A 20,559-nucleotide genomic window follows, 5' to 3' on the forward strand; every position below is an offset into this window, starting at 1 on the left:
TTCCGCGTTTGGCTTTTCCGCGCCCCCGCCCCCGCTCGCCCCGCGCGCCGTTGATCATGAAGTTGTTGTCACTGCGATCGGCGTGGCGTGACAACAACTTCATGATCAACGCGGGAGGGCGGGGGAGGACGGGGAGAGGGGAGAGGGTTCAGCGGTGGGGGGAGCCAGCGGAGCGGTAGTGGGTTTTCTCGTCGGCGGCGAGGCTGAAGGTCTCGCGGCGCTCGGGCAGCGGAGCCACCACCAGGCCCGGGCGGTCGACCAGGCGGGTCGTGTTCGGCGGCACCGACAGCGTGGTGTCCTTGGTGGCGCGCCAGCTCAGCACGACCAGCGGCTGATCCGGGACCGGCAGCTCGTAGACCTGCAACGGGTTCGTCCGGTCGGCGGGGGAGAGCATCACCGGGCCATCGTCGGCGGGTCGGTATACCACCGCACTCATCGTGCCCTCGGCGCTCTCCCAGGTGAGCTGCTCCAGCTCGGCCGGCTCGCCGCCGTCGAGCGACAGCTCGCCGAGCGTACGCACGGCGAGTTTCGCCATCGGCCAGGACGCCGGCACCGACTGCGGGACGTCCCGGTCGCCGACCCGCCGGGAGATGCTGCCGAACGGGCCGTCCTCACCGGCCAGCAGGCAGGTGTCGAGGCCGGTCAGGGCTCGCCGGCCGGAGCCGCTCTCGTCGCGCACCAGCGGGTAGCGGGGTGCGGCGGTGCCGGTGCCGAGGTCGAGCAGCCGGTCGGTGGCCCGGCCCCGGGGCAGCGACTCGGTGGAGCGCAGGGTGGCGGTGACGGTCACCGCCCGGCACCGGGGCACCTCGACGGGGCCGGTCAGGCCGTCGCGGTCGGACAGGATGCGGCCGTTCGGCCCGACCAGCCGCCGGACCCGTTCGGAGGTCAGGTAGCGCCGGCCGTCGGCCGACTGGACCGGCAACACGTCGGAGTAGACCAGGTAGCCGGGGTCGGTGTACTCGGTGGCGTGACTGACCGTGTACCGACCGCCGTCGCCGGTGAGCTGAAGCAGCCAGGACGCGGCCTCACCGGGTACCGACGCGGCGACCAGGGCCAGTGGCCGCCCGTCGACCTCACCGGAGAAGAGGATCCCGGATGAGGGTACGTGCACCCGGTCGTCCACGGGCGAGCGCCAGTCGCGTACCGCTTCGGTGACGGCGGCTGTCGCTGCGGTGTCCTCGGCGAGTGAGCCGCGTGGCGGCCACACCGTCAAGGAACCGTCCATGCTGTCGTAGCCGACCCGCAGGTCCCGTGCCTGACGCTCGGCGACCGGCCCGCAGGCGGTGACGGCGATCAGCAGGGTGGACAGGCCGGTGGCGGTCAAGCCGCGCCAACGGGCTGGAGCCACCTGTCACGCCCCCGATCGGATCGCGTCGTCGTGTCGGAGGGCAATAGTACGAGATGTCCCGCCGATGCTTCGGGTCGCCATACGCTGCGTCGCGCGGTCACCACACCGGCCATAGGGGACACCGCGTTGACTTGGGGCATTTTCCCCACTCCGGTAGACTCCGCCGACTGTGACGCCTGCCGAGACCCGCGCCGCCGCGCTGCAGAGATCCGCCGACGTCGCCGACTCTCCGTCCGAAGTCGTCACCCTGGGTGACAAGGCGGGCGACGCCCCCGGCACGAACGCCGCGTCCCCGGCACCCGTCCCGGAAGCCACTGCGCCAGCCACTCAACCACCGGCATCCGCCGGGGAAGCCCCTGCTCCCGCCGGGGACACTCCGGCACCCGCGTCCGAAGCCTCGGCGTCCGACATCGACGCCCCGGCATCTGCCACGGAAGCTTCGGCACCTGCTACGGAAACCCCGGCGCCCGCGTCCGAAGCCTCGGCGCCCGCCACGGAAACTCCGGCGTCTGGGACGGAAGCCCGGACGGCCGCGCCCGGGGCCGGAACGGCCCGGCAGCTGACGGGGACCGGACCTGCGGTGTCCGGCGGTACGCGGGGTGCCGATGCCGCCGATGCCGCTCCGGAACGCCGCCGCCGGTTCCGTTGGACGCCCCGGCGACGGGACCTCGCGGTCTTCGGTGGTTTCCTGCTGACCGCGCTCTGGGTGACCAGCCAGATCTGGATGGACCCGGCCGGGCGGGTGGCCTCGCTCTACAGCAGTGACCCGGCCCAGGTGCAGTTCTTCCTCGCCCACTCGGTGCGGGTGGTGCTGCACGGCGAGTTCCCCTTCTTCACCGAGCAGTTCAACTACCCCGACGGGGTAAACCTGATGGCCAACACGGCCATCCTCGCGCTGGGTATCCCGATGGTGCCGGTGACCCTGCTGTTCGGACCGGCCGTGACGTTCGTGCTGCTGGTGACCCTCGGTCTCGCCGGGACCGCCTCGGCCTGGTACTTCGTGCTGTCCCGGCACGTGGTGAGCAACCGGCTCGCCGCGGTGGTGGGCGGCTGGTTCTGTGGCTTCTCACCGGCGATGTTGTCGCACGCCAGCTGGCACCCGAACATCATCAGCCAGTTCCTGCTGCCGTTCATCGTGTGGCGGGTTCTGGTGATCACCCGATCGACCCGGCCGTACCGGGACGGTGCGCTGCTGGCTCTGCTGGTCACCGCGCAGGCGTTCATCAACGAGGAGATCCTGCTCTTCACCGCGATGGGCTGCGGAATCTTCCTGATCGCGGTGGTTGTCCAGCGGCCCGGGCTCTGGTCGGCGGCCTGGCGGCCGTTGGCCAAGGCGCTGGCCACCTGCACGGTGATCGCCGGCTCGCTCTTGGCGTACCCGCTGTACATCCAGTTCGCCGGCCCGATGGCGTACCACGGGCTCAGCGACGCGGTCCGTGACTACGGCAACGACATCGCCGCGTACTTCGCACCCGGCTCGCCCACTATCGGCGGCAACCAGCGGGCGAACGTCAACCTCGCGCCGAACTACTCGGAGGAGAATGCCTTCTTCGGGTGGAGTCTGGCGCTGATCGCGGTCGGCATCGTGCTCTGGCTCCGGCGGGAGGTGCTGGTCCGGGCGCTCGCCGCGACCGCCGCCTTCTACACCATCCTCTCCCTCGGCGAGCGGATCACCTGGTGGGACCGGGAACTGATCGTCGGACCGTGGGAGTGGCTGGTCCGGCTGCCGCTGCTCGACGCGGTGGTGCCGACCCGGTTCGGCATGATCACCAGCGTGGTGGTGGCGGTCCTGCTGGCCCTGGCCATCGAGCGGACCAGCACCCTGTCCATGGACCGGCGGACCGTGCGTACGCTCACTGCCGCCGGTCTGGTGCTCGCGTTGCTGCCGATCACTCCCACGCCGTTGCCGATGACCTCCCGCCCGCCGGTGCCGGACTTCATCACCTCCGACCGGTGGCGCGCCTACGTCGGGCCGGACCAGACCCTGGTGCCGATCCCGGTGCCGAGCATGGGCAACACCCACGGCATGCGCTGGGCCGCCGCCACCAATCTCGACTTCAAGATTCCCGGCGGCTACTTCCTCGCCCCACGCAACGGCAACACCGGCGACCCGGGTCGCTTCGGTGGTCGGCCGAGCGGTGTCGGGAAGCTGCTGGAGGAGGTCGCCACCACCGGCCGGACGCCTCAGCTGGACGACCGCCAGCGGCGTCGGTCCCTGGACGAGTTGCGGTACTGGCGGGCGGCGATCCTGGTGCTGCCGGTGCGGCAGCCGCACTCGGAGTCGCTGCGGCAGACCGTCGAGCAACTGGTCGGACCGGCCCGGCTCGAGCAGGACGTCTGGGTGTGGGACGTACGGTCGCTCACCGACCCACGGGTCTGATGTCGGTCGGTACGGTCGAGCGGGAAGTCGAGGTCCGCGCCGGTCGCCGTTGGCGGCTGCGCCCGCGTACGCCTGACCTGGCGGTGGTGGCCGGCTACCTGGCGCTGGCCACCTGGCTGACCAGCCGGCAGTGGGGTCGGCCGGACCGGCTCTTCCATCAGGCCGGCGACCAGATCCTCTTCGAGTGGATGCTGGCCCACGCCGCCCGTGCCGTGGCCGGCCTGGAAAATCCGCTGTGGAGCGACGCCCTGAACGCACCCGGCGGGGTGAACCTGATGGCCAACACCTCGGTGCTGGGCCTGGGTGTTCCGTTGGCCCCGGTCACGCTGCTGTTCGGCTCGCAGGTGGCCTTCGCGGTGGCGGTGGTGGGGTGTCTGGCCGGGACGGCCGCCGCCTGGTACGTGCTGCTGCGTCGCCGCCTGGTCGAGTCCCGGCTGGCCGCTGCGCTCGGCGGGCTGGTCTGCGGCTTCGCCCCCGGCATGGTCGCTCAGGCCGGATCGCACCTGCACATGGCCGCCCAGTTCCTGGTACCGGTGATCCTGGCACTGGTGTTCATGCCCCACCCCTCCGATCCGGCGGAGTCACCGGGTGCCTGGTCACGGGTGTGGCGGCCCGGCCTGCTGCTCGGTCTGGTCGTGACGTACCAGGTCTTCCTCGGTGAGGAGGTGCTGCTCTTTGTGGCGCTCGCCGCGGGCGTGTTCGTCCTCGGCTACGCGTTGGCCGACCGGGCCACCGCACGCCGGCTGGCGCCGGTCACGGCCGGCCGGATCGCGGTCGGTGCGGTGGTGGCGGCGGTCCTGCTGGCCTATCCGCTGTGGTTCCAGTTCTTCGGCCCCGGGCACTACCGGGGGATGCCGTTCCACGCGTACGGCTTTCAACTGGACGCGGCCTCGTTCACCGCCACCGCCCGGCAGACCGTCTTCGGCGACCATCGCCTGCCCGCCCTGCTGGCCCCCAACGCCACCGAGGAGAACTCCTTCTTCGGGCCGGGTCTGCTGGTGCTGGCCGTGGTCGTGACGGTGTGGCTGTGGCGTCGCCCGCTGGTCCGGGCTCTCGCCGCCTGCGGGGTGGTGTTCGCCCTGCTCTCCCTCGGCCCGCGGGTACGCCTCGACGGATCGTCGACGGAGCTGCCCGGCCCGTACCTGCTGATCGCCGAGCTGCCCCTGCTCGACCATGTGGTGCCGGCCCGGTTCTCGCTGGTCTGCGTACCGGTGCTGGGCATCCTGCTGGCGCTCTCGGTGGACCGGGTACGGCGGCAACCGGCCACCGCCGGCGCAGCACCGGATTCGGTGCCGGTGCGGCTGCTCTGGGCCGGCGCGGTGGCCGCCGCGCTGCTGCCGCTGGCGCCGACCCCGATCCGTACCGTCCCGACCTGGCAGGTTCCGGCGTTCGTGGCGGAGGGGACCTGGCGGGCGTACGTCCCGGCGGGGCGGACGGTGGTGCCGGTGCCGCCGGTGACAAACGCGGGCCAGAGCCCGGCGATGCTCTGGTCCGCCCGGACCGGGCTGGCCTTCACCGCCCCGGGTGGCTTCTTCATCGGTCCCCGTTCCCCGGACGATCCGGCGGCCCGCTGGGGCGCTCCGGACCGGCCCACGTCGCTGCTGTTGCGCCGGGTGGCCGACACCGGCGAGGTGCCGCCGATCAGCGAGAACGATCGCCGGCAGGCGGTGGCCGACCTGCGGCACTGGCGGGCGGCCGTGGTGGTCCAGGGCGGGCTGCACCATGGTGACCCGGTACGCCGGACGGTCGAGGCCCTGCTCGGTCCGGCCCGGGAGATCGGTGGTGCACTCGTCTGGGACGTCCGGCCCCTGGTGGGTTGACGCGTCCGACGGGGACTCCGGCGGCAGGTGGCACACTCGTCGGGGTGAGCGACGTGGCCGCATCGCCGACGGAGGGCGAGCTGGAGAGTGTCAGTCTGGTGGAGCTCGCCGTCTCCCGGCTGACCCGGGAGATCCTCAGCGGCCGGAGTGATCCCGGTGAACGGTTGGTGGAGGAGCAGCTGACCCGGCGACTCGGCATCAGCCGGGCGCCGCTGCGCGAGGCGCTGCGGCTGCTGGCGCAGCGGGGGCTGGTGGAGCACGTCCCGCGCCGGGGGGTCCGGGTCGCCACCCTGTCGGATCGCGACGTGCGCGAGCTGTACGAACTGCGCGACGTGCTGGAACGATTCGCGGTCCGGTCGGCGATCTCGGTGCCGGGGGAGAGCGACCTGGCCGGGCTGCGGGCGGCGTTGGACCAGATGCGGGAGGCGACCCGGGACGGTGATCGGCTGGCGGTCGCCGAGTCGCATCGGACGTTCCACGTCGCGCTGGTGGCCTTGGCCGGCAACCGGCAGCTTTCCGCGGTGTACGACTCGATTTTGGTGAAGTTGCAGCTCTACATGGCGATCAACCTGCGTCGCGAAGCAGAGGTGGCGCAGCCGCACGACGGCGTCCACCGGCACGAGCGGCTCTTCGAGGCGGTCGCCGTCGGTGACCCGGAGGTGGTCCTGGCGGTGCTGTCCGAGCACGGAGCCCGGTCGTATCTCGGGTAGCTCCACCCGCCGCCCGTCATGGTGTCGTTACGTGTCGCGCCGTTCGTCGTAACACAACTGTCGACAATCGACTGTATGCCAGAGCGGATCGGATCGATCTCGGAGTTGCGGTCGGCGTACCGTCACGGCGGCCTGACCCCCACCGACCTGGCGGAACACGTCCTGTCCGGGCTGTCCGGAGCGGACGGCGGGCCGGTCTGGATCAGCACGGTGCCGGCCGGGCAACTCCGTGCCCGTGCCGAGCGGCTGACCGCCACCGCCGACCACGCGAGCCTGCCGCTGTACGGGATCCCGTTCGCGGTCAAGGACAACATCGACGTCGCCGGCATGATCACCACGGCCGGCTGCCCCGACTTCGGGTACGTCGCGGCCGAGGACGCGCCCGTGGTGCGCCGGCTGCTCGACGCCGGTGCCCTGCTCGTCGGGAAGACCAACCTCGACCAGTTCGCCACCGGCCTGACCGGGGCGCGGTCCCCGTACGGCAGCTGCGAGAGCGTCTTCGGCGGTGGGCTGATCTCCGGCGGTTCCAGCTCCGGCTCGGCCGTCGCGGTCGCCGCCGGCCAGGTCAGCTTCGCCCTGGGTACGGACACCGCCGGCTCCGGCCGGGTGCCGGCGGCGCTCAACGGGATCGTCGGCCTCAAACCCACCCGGGGCCTGCTCAGCACCGGCGGCGTGGTGCCGGCCTGCCGTTCGCTCGACTGCGTCTCGGTCTTCGCCACCGACGTCGCGGACGCGGTGGACGTGCTGCACGCCGCGCGCGGCGTCTCGGCGGTCGACCCGTGGGGGCGTCCGCTGCCGGCGGAGCGGGTGGTGGCCCGCATGCCTGGCACGCTACGTCTCGGCGTGCCCCGAGCAGAAGACCTGGAGTTCTTCGGCGACGCGGGACAGGCGGTCCGGTTCGCCGCGGGCGTGCAGGCGCTGCGAGGTCTGGTGAGGCAGGTCGCGTCGGTGCCGTTGCAGAGTTTCCTTGAGGCGGGCGAGCTGCTCTGCCAGGGACCGTGGGTGGCCGAGCGGCTCGCCGGGCTGGACGGCTTCCTGCGCGAACATCCCGAGGCCGTGCTGGCGGTCACCCGCAGCGTGCTGGAGAGCGGCCGGCGCTACGACGCGATCGACGTCTTCCGGGGCCGACACCGGTTGCGCGAGTTGCGGGCCCGGGTCGACCAGCTGTGGAGCGAGGTCGACGTGCTGGTGGTGCCCACCGTCGGTACGACCTTCACGCTCGACGAGATCGCCGAGGACCCGATCGGCCGCAACACGATGCTCGGCCGCTACACCCAGTTCGCCAACCTGCTCGACCTGGCGGCGGTTACCGTGCCCAACGGGTTCACCGCAGCGGGCCGGCCGGCGAGCCTGACCCTGCTCGGTCCCGCGTTCAGCGACACGACCCTGGCCCAACTCGCCGCCGCCTTCACCGCCGCCACCCGGGCCGCGCCCGAAGCTGCGGCCACCGTCTCGACGCCCGGGCCGGCGCAGGTGCTGATCGCCGTCGTCGGGCGGCACCTGGCCGGCGAGTCCCGCAACGCGGAGCTGACCGAACGGGGTGCCACCCTCGCCGGTGCCGCGCGTACCGCGCCGCGCTACCGGCTCTACCGCCTGGAGACAGCCGACGGTGAAGGGCTGCCCGGCCTGGTCCGGGTCGCCCACACCGACCCGGACGGACACCCGATCGAGGTCGAGCTGTGGCGGCTGCCGGTGACCGCCGTCGGAGAGCTGCTCGCCGGGGTGCCGGCCCCGCTGTCGCTGGGCTGGGTTCGGCTGCACGACGGGCGGGACGTGCTCGGCTTCCTCTGCGAGGCCTACGCCGTCGATTCGGGGGCCGAGGACATCAGCGCCGCCGGTGGGTGGCGGGCCTACCGCCGCGCCGCGGCGCACCGGAGTTGACCAACGGAGGAGGAGAGGATGGGCAGGATCGGGCCGGTAACGGCGAACCCCTACCCGTGGCCGTACGACGGCTCGGCCGACACCGCGCGTACCGCACTGCTCTGCATCGACTGGCAGACCGACTTCTGCGGCCCGGGCGGCTACGTCGACGCCATGGGTTACGACATCGGCCTCACCCGGGCCGGCCTGCCGGCCACCGCCCGGCTACTGGACCACGTCCGGTCGCTCGGCATGCTTGTCGTGCACACCCGGGAGGGCCACGACCCCGACCTGTCCGACCTGCCGGCTAACAAACGCTGGCGGTCGGCGCAGATCGGCGCCGAGATCGGCGGGGCGGGACCGTGCGGGCGGATCCTGGTCAAGGGCGAGCCCGGCTGGGAGATCGTGCCCGAGGTCGCCCCGGTGCCCGGCGAGGTCATCGTCGACAAACCCGGCAAGGGTGCCTTCTACGCCACCAATCTCGACCTGGTGCTGCGCACCCGGGGCATCACCCACCTGATCCTCACCGGCATCACCACCGACGTCTGCGTGCACACCACGATGCGCGAGGCGAACGACCGGGGCTACGAGTGTCTGATCCTCGCCGACTGTACCGGGGCCACCGACAAGGACAACCACGACGCCGCGCTGCACATGGTGACCATGCAGGGCGGCGTCTTCGGCTGCGTCGCCACCTCCGACGCCGTCATCGCCGCCACGACCAGGTGAGGTGAGCCATGTTGACAGTTGCCGCAGCGCGACCCTTCCCGTACACCTTCGACCCCCCGACCACGGCGCTGCTCGTCATCGACATGCAGCGCGACTTCCTGGAGCCCGGCGGCTTCGGCGAGAGCCTGGGCAACGACGTCGGCCAGCTGCGGCGGACCATCGCGCCGCTGACGGCGCTGCTGGCCGCCGCCCGTGCCGCCGGCCTGACGGTCGTGCATACCCGGGAGGGGCACCTGCCCGACCTTTCCGACTGCCCACCGGCCAAGCTCAACCGGGGCCTGCCGAGCAAACGCATCGGCGACCCTGGACCCAAGGGCCGGATCCTCGTCCGGGGCGAGTACGGCCACGACATCGTCGACGAGCTGGCACCACTGCCCGGCGAACCGGTCGTCGACAAGCCGGGCAAGGGTGCCTTCCACGCCACCGGGCTGGACACCCTGCTCGCCGAGCAGAACATCCAGAGCCTCCTGGTCACCGGGGTCACCACCGAGGTGTGCGTGCACACCACGGTCCGGGAGGCCAACGACCGTGGGTACGAGTGCCTCGTGCTCGCCGACTGCGTCGGGTCCTACTTCCCGGAGTTCCACCGGGTGGGCCTCGACATGATCGCCGCCCAGGGCGGCATCTTCGGGTGGGTCGCCGACTCGACGGACGTGCTCGCCGTGCTGCCCACCACCCCCGTGTTGCAACCCTCCTCCTGACCGGGAGCAGCCATGGTCCCCACCAGACCCTCCGTCGTGCCGCTGCCGTACTGGGTGCGCGGCGACACAAACGCGTTCTTCGGCTTCGGCGTCAACGTCCTGGTCAACGTACTCACCCTGACCGGGCTCTGCCTCTTCGTGGTGAACCTGCCGGAGCGGGAGGTGTTCGGCACGATCCTGCCGGCCCTCGGTATCGCCCTGGTCGCGGGGAACATCTACTACACGCATCTGGCTCGCCGGCTGGCCCGGCGGGAGAACCGCTCCGACGTGACCGCCCTGCCGTACGGGCCGAGCGTGCCGCACATGTTCATCGTCATCTTCGTCATCATGCTGCCCATCTACCTCAGCACCGGCGACGCGGTTCGCGCCTGGGAGGCGGGGCTGGCCTGGGCCTTCATCATCGGCGTGATCGTGCTGATCGGCGCGTTCGTCGGCCCGTACATCCGTCGCTACACGCCGCGCGCGGCGCTGCTCGGCACCCTCGCCGGCATCTCCATCACCTTCATCTCGATGAACCCGGCGGGCCAGATGTGGCGGCTGGCCTGGATCGCCCTGCCGGTCCTGGCGCTGCTGCTGATCGGCCTGCTTACCGACGTGAAGCTGCCGTTCAACTTCCCGATCGGGCTGGCCGCCCTGCTGCTCGGCACGGCGATCGGCTGGCTCGGCGGGGCGATGTCGGTGCCGGACGTCACCGCGGCGGCCCGGGACATCGCGTTCGCCTTCCCCACCTTCCAACTCGACCTGCTGCTGCGCGGCCTCTCCGACATGGCCCCGCTGCTGGCGACCGCGATCCCGCTGGGTGTCTACAACTTCACCGAGGCAATGACCAACGTGGAGAGCGCGGCCACCGCCGGGGACAACTACAACCTGCGCAGTGTGCTGCTCGCCGATGGGGCCGGCGCGGTCATCGGCTCCGCCCTCGGTTCGCCGTTCCCACCTGCGGTCTACGTCGGCCACCCGGGCTGGAAGGCCGCCGGTGGGCGTACCGGCTACTCGATGGCGACCGGGATCGTCATCGCACTGCTCTGCTTCCTCGGGATGTTCTCCCTGCTCGGGGCGATCTTCCCGACCGCGGCGATCGTGCCGATCCTGCTCTACATCGGGCTGCTGATCGGTGCCCAGGCGTTCCAGGCGACGCCCCGGGCGCACGCCGCGGCGGTGGTCGCGGCCCTGATACCCAACATCGCGGCGTGGGCGACCGGGCAGATGAACAACGCCCTGGCGGCGGCCGGCACCACCGCCGCCGAGGTCGGCGACGAGGCCCTGGCCGGCGCCGGGGTGGTCTACGACGGCCTGCGGATCCTCGGTGAGGGTGCCATCCTCGCCGGTCTGGTGCTCGGCGCGATCGTCGCCTTCATCATCGACAAACGCTTCGTCCAGGCGGCCGTCTTCGCCGCCTCGGGCGCGGTGCTCGCCTTCATCGGCCTGATCCACGGCGAGGAGGTCCAGTGGAACGCCAACGGCCAGGTGGCGCTCGGCTACCTCTTCGTGGCGGTGATCTGCGCGATCTTCGCCCTCGGCAAGTACCCACCCCGGGTGCCCGAGCCGGAGGAGGCCGAACTGGACCGCCTGCACGGTGGCAACTCCGCGACGCCCCCGGTCGCCGCCGAACCCGCCGCGACGGCACCGGCCGCGACGGCCTCGACGGCACCGGCCGCCACCGGTGAGCCGGCCGGTGGTGAGAAGCGTGAGCCGGCGGTGAACACCTGAGCTGACGCCGTCCGGCCGGGCGGCGGTGCGGCCCGCACCAGCCCGCCGCCGCCCGGCCGGGTGCGCCCACCTGCCGTCCCGACCGCCCAGAAAGGACTCTCGCCGGATGGAGATCGACCGGACCGACGTGGTCGCCGAGGTGACGGCGGCCTTCGTCGGCTACGAGCAGGCACTGGTGGCCGGGGACGCCGAACGGATCTGCGGATACTTCTGGGACTCCGAGGCCACGGTGCGCTTCGGCCTTGCCGACCACCAGTACGGGCTCGACGAGCAGCGCAAGTGGCGGGCCGTGCAACCACCGCTGCCGCCCGGCCGCCGGCTCGTCGACACCGTCGTCACCGCGTTCGGCTCGGACCTCGCGGTCGTCACGACCCGGTTCGGCTACGCCGACGGCGCCACCACAGGTCGGCAGACCCAGACCTGGGTACGCCTATCGGAGGGCTGGCGCATCGTCACCGCCCATGTCTCCGAGCCGCAGTCTCCCGACGTCGGATGACGGCGCGTCACACCCGGTCGCGTACGTCCCAGAGCCAGACGTCGTCGACGCGCTGCGGCTCGCCGAGCAGCGCGGTGAGCAGTTCCCGCAGCACCGGCTCGCGGGGATGCGCGCCGAGCACCACCACCGACGCCCGCCAGAAGCGCAGGTCCTCCACCGCCTGCCGACGGTTCTCGTCGGTGAGTTCAGGCAGTTCACCCGCGTCCATGGTCTGGTAGATGAGGGTGCTGGTGGGCCGGTTCGGGGCGCCGAAGACGCCCTCGCCGTCGAGGTTCGGGCCGATGAAGTAGCCCGCCGGGATCGGGAACTCGTGCCCGGTCAGCGCGCTCCACCGCAGCGTGGACAGGCCGTGCACGTTGCTGGGGATGGGCACCGGCACCAGCGTGCGGCCGTCCGGCACGTACGGCTGCCAGGCACCGGAGGTGATGAAGGCCGGCGGCGGGTCGACCGGCTCGGCCGGTAGCGGACGGGGCAGCAGCGGAAGTAGGGCGAGGGCGATCGCGGCGTACCCGACGACGTGCGGCCAGCGGAGTCGCCGCCGGTCGGTGGCCGTGGCCTCCGGAGCGCGGGGAGCCGGCACCGGCGGTCGGTGGCTGCCGGCCACCGCGTCCCAGGCCAGCGCCAGCAGTACGCCGAGCGCAGCGGTGGTCACCAGGGTCAGCCGGGTCGGCATCATCATCTCGACAAGCGGCAGATCCTCCGGGATGTACGACCACGGGCCGGCGATGCCGGTCAGTTCGCCGTTGAACCGGATCTCCGGGCCGAGCGCGGCGACCGAGAAGAGCAGCACCAGCACGGCCAGGATCCGGGCCGCCAGCGAGCGGCGGACCAGCAGGGCCAGGGCAACCACCGACAGCAGCACCAGCGGCCAGCCGAACCAGGTGTTCTGTTCGGTCATGCCGATGGTCGCCTCCACCGCCTCGTCACCGGCGATTGTGTCGCGGGGGAAGGTGACGAAGGCGGCGATGTCCTCGCCCCAACTGTGGAACACCCCGCCCTGGAGCCCCCGGTAGGACTGCGGGCCGTTGAACTGGAACCAGATCGGGTAGGCGGTCAACAGCAGCGCCACCCCACCGCCGAGGCCCAGGCCGGCCGCGAACGTGCCCGCCCGGGCCCACGTCGCGCGCGGACGCATCGCCGCGTACGCGATCACGACGACCAGGCAGGCCATCGCCGTGAGCAGCAGCATCTCCTCGTTTATGAAGATCTGGTACGCCACCAGCAGCCCCAGCACCAGCCCGTTGCGCCGCCACCGGCCCGGCTCGACCAGCCGGAACACCCGCACCACGATAAGTGGCAGCAGGAAGTTGGAGACGAAGTTGGGCTGGCCGTTGGCATGGTGCACGATGCCGGGGGCGAAACCGAGGAACGCGCCGCCGACGAAGGCCGCCGCCCGGGAGCGCACCAGGTGCCGTGACAGCATCCAGTACGAGGTGCCCGCCGTCGCGGCCAGCGCCCCGCCCAGGTATAGCGCGTACACCACCTGGGGGCCGAGCAGCAGGGTGAGCGGCGCCAACGGCAGGGTCACCCCGAGCAGCGAGGTGTTGGCCATCATGTTCACCCCGTCCGGGGCGTTCTGCCGGGCGGTGAAAAGTGGATTCTCCAGGTGCTGCACCGAGTACGCACCGTGCGCAAAGAGCCACTCGAACCAACTGTGGTCGGTGGGCAGGTGGGACGAGACCCGGTTGTTCACGTCGGCCCAGTAGTTCAGGCAGACGACGACGCCGAGCAGCACGTAGGCTCCGATGGCCAGCGCGTCGGCGCGGGTCGGCCGCCGCCGGGGACGTGTTGTCGTTGATCGCGTCTCGACGGTCTCGGAGACGGGATTCAGCGAGGGATTCACCACCGGCACAGCCACGACGGGCCATCGTACAGGCGGAACCCCGCCCGCCCGCCGCGCGTCTGGTGTGTGTCAGGGGAGGACAAGCGTGACGTTGATCGACCTCGGTGAGCTGACCGAGCTGACCGATCCGCCAGCGCAGCGCCGTCGACCCCGGCCGGGTGGCCGCCGGGTGGCGGTCGTCGTGGTGGCACTGCTCGCGCTGCTGACCTTGGCGGGCGGCACACCGCCGGCCGGGCGGATCCACGCGATCGTGCCCGCCGCCCTGGGTAGCGACCTGTTCATCGCCGCCGATCAGATCTTCACCGTCTCCCCGTCGCCCGAGGTCACCGACGGTAGCCAGGAACTGCTCGCCTATCCGCGGCCCGACCGTCGCACCGTCGCACCGCAGCGGCTGACACCGCTGTGGCGGGTACCCGTTCCGCTGGGCAACCGGGTCTACCGGGTGCAGCCGGTCGCCGACGCCGGGCTCCTGGTCGCCATGGCTCGGCAGGACACCGGCACCAGCGAGACCGTGCGACTCGACGCGCACACCGGCCAGGAGCGCTGGCGGGTGCCCGGTATCGCCATCCTGGAGATGCCCGACCGGGCGCTGCTGCGCACGTTCAGCGACAGCGCGCCGAACGTGCTACGGATGATCGATCTCGCGACCGCCCGTGAGCTGTGGTCCATGACCTTGTCGGCGGCCAGCGTCGACCACTGGCAGCGGGACGACGGGACGCTCGACAGCATCGTGGTGGCCACGGTCGACGGCGAGGTCCAGGTGATCGACCCGATGACCGGGACGGTGCGGCACCGCCTTCCCCCGCCCGCCGACCATTCGAGCAGCTACCAGCAGGCGTGGGTGACCGGCGATCTGGTGACGGTGGTACGCAACTCCAACACCATCACCGCGCTCACCGTCGACGATCTGGCCCAGCGCTGGCAGGTGACCGTGCCGACGGCGACGTACGTCACCGGCTGCGGGCCACTGCTCTGCGCGGGGCTGGCCGGCGGCGGGTTGCAGGTCCTCGACCCAGCCACCGGGGCGGTGCGCTGGGGCAGCGAGGAGATCCTCGACATCGTGCTGGTCGACGATCGCAACGTGCTCGCGGTGGCCCGGAACACCAACGAGATCGTCACGATGGCCCTGGGCACCGGTGCGACGCTTACCGAGCACGGTTCGTGGAACATGGTCGCCCGCTACGAGTACGCGCCGCAGGTGTTCGCGGTACGTCCGGTGGCCGAGGTGGGGCTGGTGCTGGCCCGGCTCGACCCCACGGGGGCGCCGGCCCGCCGGCTCGATGTGCTGCCGGACGCCGGCGGCGACTGCCAGAGCCGGTACGACCTCGTCGGCTGCCGCCTGCACGACGGTGGCTACGGCATCTGGCAACTGCCCGACTGACCCGGCGCCCTGCCCGTGCCGGCGGTCGGTCCGCGTGATCCACCGGCGGCCCGCTCGGCTCCCGTTACGGCCGGCTTGGTCGGCGGCGTTACGTTGTCGGTGGTCGGCGGGCGGAAAAGGGGCGGGCATGCGGGTACTGGTGGTCGAGGACGAGCGCAACCTCGCCGACGCGATAGCGCGGGGGCTGCGCAAACGGGGCATGGCGGTGGACGTCGCGTACGACGGCGACAGCGGCCACGAGATGGCCTTCGTGACCCGGTACGACGTGGTGGTGCTCGACCGTGACCTGCCCGGCCGGCACGGTGACCAGATCTGCGCGGAGCTGGCCGCGTCCGGCGAACTGACCCGGGTGCTGATGCTGACCGCCAGCGGCACGGTCGCCGACCGGGTCGAGGGGTTGCAACTCGGTGCCGACGACTACCTGCCGAAGCCGTTCGCCTTCGACGAACTGGTCGCCCGGGTGCAGGCGCTGGGCCGACGGGCCACCCCGGCGGCCCCGCCGGTGCTGGAAATGGCCGACCTGGTGGTCGACCCGGCCCGCCGTACCGCCACCCGCGGCGGGGTGCCGGTGGAGCTGACCAACAAGGAGTTCGGTGTGCTCTGCGAGCTGCTCAAGGCCCGGGGTGCCGTGGTCTCAAGCGAGGAACTGCTGGAACGTGTCTGGGACGCCAACACCGACCCCTTCACCACAATCGTCCGGGTCACCGTGATGACGCTGCGTCGCAAGCTCGGCGATCCACCGCTGATCGAGACCGTGGTCGGCGCCGGCTACCGGACGGCCGAGGTGGTGCAGTGACGGGCACTGCGCGCCGCCGGCTGGCCACGCTGCGGCGATCCTCCCTGCGGCTACGTCCCACGCTGCGGCTGCGGCTGACGCTGCTCAACGGCGTGCTGCTGGTCGGTGCCGGCACGATCCTGGTACTGCTGGCCTGGTTGCTGGTGCGTGACGCGCTGCGCCCCACCGACGAGCTGCTGCCCGGCACCATCGTCGTGCTCGCCGACGGGAGCACGCTGGAGGCCGCCGCATGGCAACAGCGGCTCGTCGACTCGGCCTCCGGGGAACTGCTGGCCAAGGGGTTGGCCGCACTGCTGGCGATCGGCGTGGTCGGCGTCGTCGGGGCGTACGCGGTCGCCGGTCGCGCGTTGCGTCCACTGCATCAGGTGACCGCGACCGCGCGCCGGCTCGGCGAGACGACGCTGGACCAGCGCATCGGCTACTCCGGGGCGGACGACGAGGTGGCGGAGCTGGCCGACACGTTCGACGCCATGCTGGACCGGATCGCCGCCGCGTTCGAGGCACAGAAGCGGTTCGTGGCCAACGCCTCGCACGAACTGCGTACGCCACTGGCGGTGATGCGTACCGAGATCGACGTGACGCTCAGCGACGACGAGGCGGACACGGCCGAGTACCGCCGGATGGCGACCGTGGTACGCGACGCTTCCGAACGCGCCAACGGGCTGGTCGACGCGTTACTGGTGCTGGCACGCAGCGAGGCGCAGACCGGTCGGCGGCTCGGCCGGCGCAGCGAGTTCGACCTGGCCGCCGGCACCGTCAACGCGCTCTCCGCCGTACGCCGGGAGGTGGAGCGGATCAAGTTGGCGGTCCAGACGTCGCTGGAGCCGGCACCGGTGGTGGGTGATCCCGGGCTGTTGGACCGGCTGGCCGGCAACCTGATCGAGAACGCGGTCCGCTACAACCACCTGCACGGTCGGCTCTGGGTGCGGACCGGCTCGGACGGGCAGCGATCCTGGCTGGTGGTGGGTAACACCGGCTTCGAGGTGGACCAGGCCGACGTGCCGGGGCTGTTCGAGCCATTTCGACGGGGAGGCCGGGAGCGTACCGGGGCGCGCGGCTCAGGCCTCGGCCTGTCCATCGTGCGCGCGGTCTGCGACGCGCACGGTGGCACGGTGACCGCCGTCGCGCAGCCCGGCGGCGGCCTGGAGGTGACGGTCAGCCTGCCGGCAGCGGAAGCCGCCCGCTGACATCGGCACCCCAACCCGTGCAGGAGATGGACGTACCGTAGCCCATCAGGTCTGACTCTCCGTGTTTATCACGCTGGGTGACCGTCCTCTCGGGGTCCGCAGTGCCACTCCGTGCCCTTTGCTCTGCTTCAACCCACGCACTCGTGTCTGAGCTGTGGTAATGCGGTGCCGAGATTCAGCCATCGGCCGACTTCGAACACGGAGCGTGATCGTTGCGTCGGTTGAAGCAGAGCAAAGGATGGGAGCACCACCGCATGGGGCGGGCGTGAGAGACACGGAAGGTAATGTCCGGGCTCACCGAATCGGCAGAGGTGTCGTGCGGGTGCCCGGGGTGCGAGTTGCTCCCTGAGGCGTGGCGGTGCGAAGATCCCTGGGTCAGCCCGATCAAGGAGGGGGGTGCGTTGATGTTCACCATGATGCTGTCCGCACCCTGCCTTGCCGGCTGACCGCTCATCCTCGCGGGGCACCGGTAGCGGGATCGCTGTCCCGCAACTCAGCGGACCAGACACGCCAGTTCTGACCGCCCCGACGTCCGTGTCCCCAGGGCCGCCCCCGACTCCCGCCGTGCCGTGTCGTGCCTCGCAGGCTCGTCGGTTCCGGCGGTTCGTCGGCCGGTAGCCGACAGGGTTGCGACGCCGGTGGCGAAGACCACGAGGACGAGACATGAGCGCACGAATCCACAACATCGGAATCGACTGTCACGACACGTACGCCCTGGCCGGTTTCTGGGCCCAGGTCTTCGAATGCCCCCGCCAGCCGGACGACTTCCCGGGCGACCCGGAGGCCATGCTGCTGCCGCCGGGCGGGCCGGAGGTGCTCTTCCTGGCGGTGCCCGAGGGCAAGACGGTGAAGAACCGGCTGCACCTCGACCTGGAACCCACCGACCGGACCCGGGACGAGGAGGTCGAGCGGCTGCTCGGCATCGGTGCCCGCCACGTCGCCGACCACATCGGGCCGACCGGTGCCGGTTGGGTGGTGCTCGCCGACCCGGAGGGCAACGAGTTCTGCGTACTGCGTAGCGCCGCCGAGAAGGCGGCGGCCCGGGCGGCGGCGGACGGGCCCGTGACGGACGCCTGAGCGAAGCGACGCCCGTTACGCCGAAGCACGTCGATGGCCCCGGCCGCCTCCGCGACCGGGGCCGTCGACGGCATCGGGCTCAGGACGTGACCTGGGTACCGATCAGCGGCCGATGCCGTCCAACGCGGCGATGTCCTCGGCGGACAACGAGAGTCCTGCGCCGACGATGTTCTCGCGCAGGTGTGCCACCTTCGACGTACCGGCAATCAGCAGGATGTTCGGTGAGCGCTGCAAGAGCCAGGCGAGGGCGACGGACATCGGTGTCGAGCCCAGTCGGGCGGCGACGGCCGAGAGCGCCTCGGACTGCACCGGCGAGAAGCCACCGAGAGGGAAGAACGGCACGTAGGCGATGCTGTCGGCGGCGAGCTGCTCGATGAGATCGTCGTCGTGGCGGTGGGCGAGGTTGTACATGTTCTGCACGCACACCACCGGGGCGACGGCCCGCGCCTCGGCGACCTGCTCTGCGGTGACGTTGCTGACGCCGAGGTGACGGATCAGGCCCTCCTGCTGGAGCGCGGCGAGCGTCTCGAACGCCTCGGTGACCGAGCCGGGCTGGGGGCCTTCGGCGTCACCCATGCGCATGTTGACCAGATCGAGGGTCTCGACCCCGAGGGAGCGCAGGTTCTCGTGGACCTGCCTGCGCAGATCCTCGGGTCGGCGGGCCGTCGGCCAGCCGCCCTGTGCGTCGCGGTTCGCCCCCACCTTGGTGGCGATGACAAGTGATTCCGGATAGGGATGCAGTGCTTCGCGGATCAGCTCGTTGGTGACACGCGGCCCGTAGGCGTCGCTCGTGTCGATGTGGGTGATTCCCCGGTCGACCGCTTCGCGCAGCACGGCCAGGGCACCGTCGCGGTCGGCGGGCGGCCCCATCACCCACGGGCCGGCGAGTTGCATGGCCCCGTACCCGAATCGGGTGACGGCCCGGTCGCCAAGCATCCAGGTGCCGCCGGAAAGGCAAGTAGTGCAGGTGCTCATCGTGTCGCTTCCTCGCTGGAGACGGTGGCATGTCTTGCTTGCCTGCATCATCCTTGGAGAGCAACTTCCCATCGGGAAGTAGGCACTTCAGAGTGCGTAACGCCCCACCAGCGAGAGGACAGCAATGACCACGATGAGGGCGGCTCAGCGCCAGGCGCAGGCCAAAGCGGACTACAACGCGTTCCTCGCAGCCTGCCCCAGCCGCCAGCTGCTCGACCGGATCTCGGACAAGTGGGTCGTGCTGATCCTGTGCGCGTTGGGCGGTGACGCGGCTCCGCAGGGTCCGGGTGCGCCGAGAGCGATGCGTTACTCCGAGCTTGCCCGCCTGCTGACCGGGGTCAGTCAGAAGATGCTGACCCAGACCCTGCGTTCGCTGGAGCGTGACGGGCTGCTCACCCGAACGGTGACGCCCACCGTCCCGGTCACCGTCTCCTACGAGCTGACCGACCTCGGTCTCTCGCTCCACCGCATGACACGCGAGATCAGGTACTGGGCCCAGGCACACATGAGCGAGGTCCTCGCCCACCGGGACGACTACGACGCAGCCACCTCATGACGCGCTCGTGTCCGCTGCACTGTGGTCGGTCGTGATCAATCGCGTTGCTGGATCTGACCGCGAATGGTCACGAACTCGGCCTGGGCGTCGGCGCGGGACGAGAAGAACAGCACGATCAACCCGACGCTGCCCCGGTCGGCCCAGGCGCAGACGCCGAGCGGCACGCCCTCCGTCTGGCCGTCGCCGCAACTGGCCTCCCCACCGAGCGGACCCGCGTCGATCGAGGTCATGTTGCGGAGCGCGATGCCGGCGGTGAGGCTCTGGACAGCCGCGTCGAGTTCCTGCTTCGGGTCGGACATCAGACCGGACGCACCCGCGATCATGACGAGGTTCTCGCCGGTCGGGCTGCCGTAGAACGCGGCGACGGCGCTTGTCTCATTGCTCACCGTGGACCTGATCTCGCTGAGCATCTCGTCGGCCGCCTGCTGCAACTCCGGCTCGGTGAGCTTGGGGCGGCCGGCCACGGTGGCCGGGGCGACCATCCGGGTCCGGGAAGCGTCCACGGCCTCGCTGACGTCATCCTTGACCGCGAACCAGATGGCGGTGCCGCCACCGCCGCAGAGCACCAGCAGGACCGCGAGGACGATCAGCACGATCATCCAGACGCGGAACTTCTTCTTCGGCGGACCGGCCTGCCCCGGGTCGACGGGCCCGGAGGCGGCAAGCCCGGGACCCGGCAGCCCCGGACCAGTGGGGTACGGCTGGCCGGGTGGTGGGTAGGCGCCGGGCGGCGGGTAGGTGCCGGGTGCCGGTTGGCCGAGTTGCTGCGGCGGCACCGGCTGGGCGCCGGCCGATGAGTACGGAGCGGGACCTGGCTGGGGGTACGCACCGGGGACGGGGTTCGGGTACGTGCCCGGGGGCGGGTACGGCCCGGCGGCCGGTGGGTTCTGGTGCTCGTCCGAGGGATGGGACATGCGGTCAGCTCCTGGGTTCGGGTGGACCGGTCATCGTAGCCAGGCGGTTCATCCGCACCCGCAGCACCACGAGAAA

17 protein-coding genes are annotated in these 20,559 nt (G+C 71.3%); 13 read left to right on the plus strand and 4 right to left on the minus strand.

Annotated elements, in window-relative coordinates; all coding sequences use genetic code 11:
• Positions 1–148: 148 nt before the first annotated feature.
• Entirely contained in the window at positions 149–1,348 is a 1,200-nt protein-coding gene (locus tag AB0J93_RS02535) for a hypothetical protein (protein ID WP_363917350.1), read from the minus strand.
• 559 nt (positions 1,349–1,907) lie between these two features.
• Between AB0J93_RS02535 and AB0J93_RS02540 the strand changes: the two genes are divergently transcribed.
• From AB0J93_RS02540 to AB0J93_RS02575, 8 genes are all read left to right on the plus strand, one after another.
• A complete protein-coding gene (locus AB0J93_RS02540) occupies positions 1,908–3,728 on the plus strand; it encodes a hypothetical protein (RefSeq protein ID WP_363917701.1) in 1,821 nt (606 codons plus the stop codon).
• Positions 3,728–5,548 carry a hypothetical protein gene (locus AB0J93_RS02545; RefSeq protein ID WP_363917352.1) on the plus strand — a complete coding sequence of 607 codons (1,821 nt, stop codon included), beginning with the start codon at positions 3,728–3,730 and terminating at the stop codon, positions 5,546–5,548. The genes AB0J93_RS02540 and AB0J93_RS02545 overlap by 1 nt, the downstream gene beginning before the upstream one ends.
• Before the next feature lie 44 nt (positions 5,549–5,592).
• A complete protein-coding gene (locus AB0J93_RS02550) occupies positions 5,593–6,258 on the plus strand; it encodes a GntR family transcriptional regulator (RefSeq protein ID WP_363917354.1) in 666 nt (221 codons plus the stop codon).
• A gap of 75 nt (positions 6,259–6,333) precedes the next feature.
• Positions 6,334–8,139 carry an allophanate hydrolase gene (atzF, locus tag AB0J93_RS02555; RefSeq protein ID WP_363917356.1) on the plus strand — a complete coding sequence of 602 codons (1,806 nt, stop codon included), beginning with the start codon at positions 6,334–6,336 and terminating at the stop codon, positions 8,137–8,139.
• A gap of 18 nt (positions 8,140–8,157) precedes the next feature.
• Complete coding sequence (locus AB0J93_RS02560; RefSeq protein WP_363917358.1) at positions 8,158–8,847, plus strand: isochorismatase family cysteine hydrolase; 690 nt, start codon at positions 8,158–8,160, stop codon at positions 8,845–8,847.
• A gap of 8 nt (positions 8,848–8,855) precedes the next feature.
• The gene (locus AB0J93_RS02565) at positions 8,856–9,548 is read left to right on the plus strand and encodes a cysteine hydrolase (RefSeq protein ID WP_363917360.1); all 693 of its coding nucleotides are present in this window, start codon (positions 8,856–8,858) and stop codon (positions 9,546–9,548) included.
• A gap of 12 nt (positions 9,549–9,560) precedes the next feature.
• Positions 9,561–11,258: a regulator gene (locus AB0J93_RS02570; RefSeq protein WP_363917362.1), complete on the plus strand. Its 1,698-nt coding sequence runs from the start codon at positions 9,561–9,563 to the stop codon at positions 11,256–11,258.
• 106 nt (positions 11,259–11,364) lie between these two features.
• Positions 11,365–11,754 carry an AtzH-like domain-containing protein gene (locus AB0J93_RS02575; protein ID WP_363917364.1) on the plus strand — a complete coding sequence of 130 codons (390 nt, stop codon included), beginning with the start codon at positions 11,365–11,367 and terminating at the stop codon, positions 11,752–11,754.
• Positions 11,755–11,761: 7 nt separating this feature from the next.
• Here AB0J93_RS02575 and AB0J93_RS02580 read toward each other — a convergent pair whose 3' ends face one another.
• On the minus strand, positions 11,762–13,585 hold the full coding sequence (locus AB0J93_RS02580; RefSeq protein WP_363917703.1) for a hypothetical protein: 1,824 nt from the start codon (positions 13,583–13,585) through the stop codon (positions 11,762–11,764).
• Positions 13,586–13,682: 97 nt separating this feature from the next.
• On the opposite strand from AB0J93_RS02580, the gene AB0J93_RS02585 reads away from it, so the two are divergent.
• The 4 genes from AB0J93_RS02585 to AB0J93_RS02600 all read left to right on the plus strand — a co-directional run bounded on the left by AB0J93_RS02585 (position 13,683) and on the right by AB0J93_RS02600 (position 18,038).
• Positions 13,683–14,978, plus strand: a complete 1,296-nt coding sequence (locus tag AB0J93_RS02585) for a PQQ-binding-like beta-propeller repeat protein (RefSeq protein WP_363917366.1) — start codon at positions 13,683–13,685, stop codon at positions 14,976–14,978.
• A gap of 127 nt (positions 14,979–15,105) precedes the next feature.
• Positions 15,106–15,774, plus strand: a complete 669-nt coding sequence (locus tag AB0J93_RS02590) for a response regulator transcription factor (protein WP_363917368.1) — start codon at positions 15,106–15,108, stop codon at positions 15,772–15,774.
• A 44-nt stretch (positions 15,775–15,818) separates the two neighbouring features.
• Positions 15,819–16,961, plus strand: a complete 1,143-nt coding sequence (locus AB0J93_RS02595; RefSeq protein ID WP_363917705.1) for a HAMP domain-containing sensor histidine kinase — start codon at positions 15,819–15,821, stop codon at positions 16,959–16,961.
• Between the two features lie 663 nt (positions 16,962–17,624).
• The gene (locus AB0J93_RS02600) at positions 17,625–18,038 is read left to right on the plus strand and encodes a VOC family protein (RefSeq protein ID WP_363917370.1); all 414 of its coding nucleotides are present in this window, start codon (positions 17,625–17,627) and stop codon (positions 18,036–18,038) included.
• Positions 18,039–18,140: 102 nt separating this feature from the next.
• Here the strand turns inward: AB0J93_RS02600 and AB0J93_RS02605 are convergent, their stop codons facing one another.
• The gene (locus tag AB0J93_RS02605) at positions 18,141–19,013 is read right to left on the minus strand and encodes an aldo/keto reductase family oxidoreductase (protein WP_363917372.1); all 873 of its coding nucleotides are present in this window, start codon (positions 19,011–19,013) and stop codon (positions 18,141–18,143) included.
• A 124-nt stretch (positions 19,014–19,137) separates the two neighbouring features.
• Between AB0J93_RS02605 and AB0J93_RS02610 the strand changes: the two genes are divergently transcribed.
• Positions 19,138–19,569: a helix-turn-helix domain-containing protein gene (locus AB0J93_RS02610; RefSeq protein WP_363917374.1), complete on the plus strand. Its 432-nt coding sequence runs from the start codon at positions 19,138–19,140 to the stop codon at positions 19,567–19,569.
• A gap of 35 nt (positions 19,570–19,604) precedes the next feature.
• Here the strand turns inward: AB0J93_RS02610 and AB0J93_RS02615 are convergent, their stop codons facing one another.
• Positions 19,605–20,483 (minus strand): hypothetical protein, encoded by an 879-nt coding sequence (locus AB0J93_RS02615; protein WP_363917376.1) that lies wholly within the window; start codon positions 20,481–20,483, stop codon positions 19,605–19,607.
• Between the last annotated feature and the right edge of the window lie 76 nt (positions 20,484–20,559).

This window comes from Micromonospora sp. NPDC049374 (assembly GCF_040677165.1).
Classification (GTDB): Bacteria; Actinomycetota; Actinomycetes; order Mycobacteriales; family Micromonosporaceae; genus Micromonospora.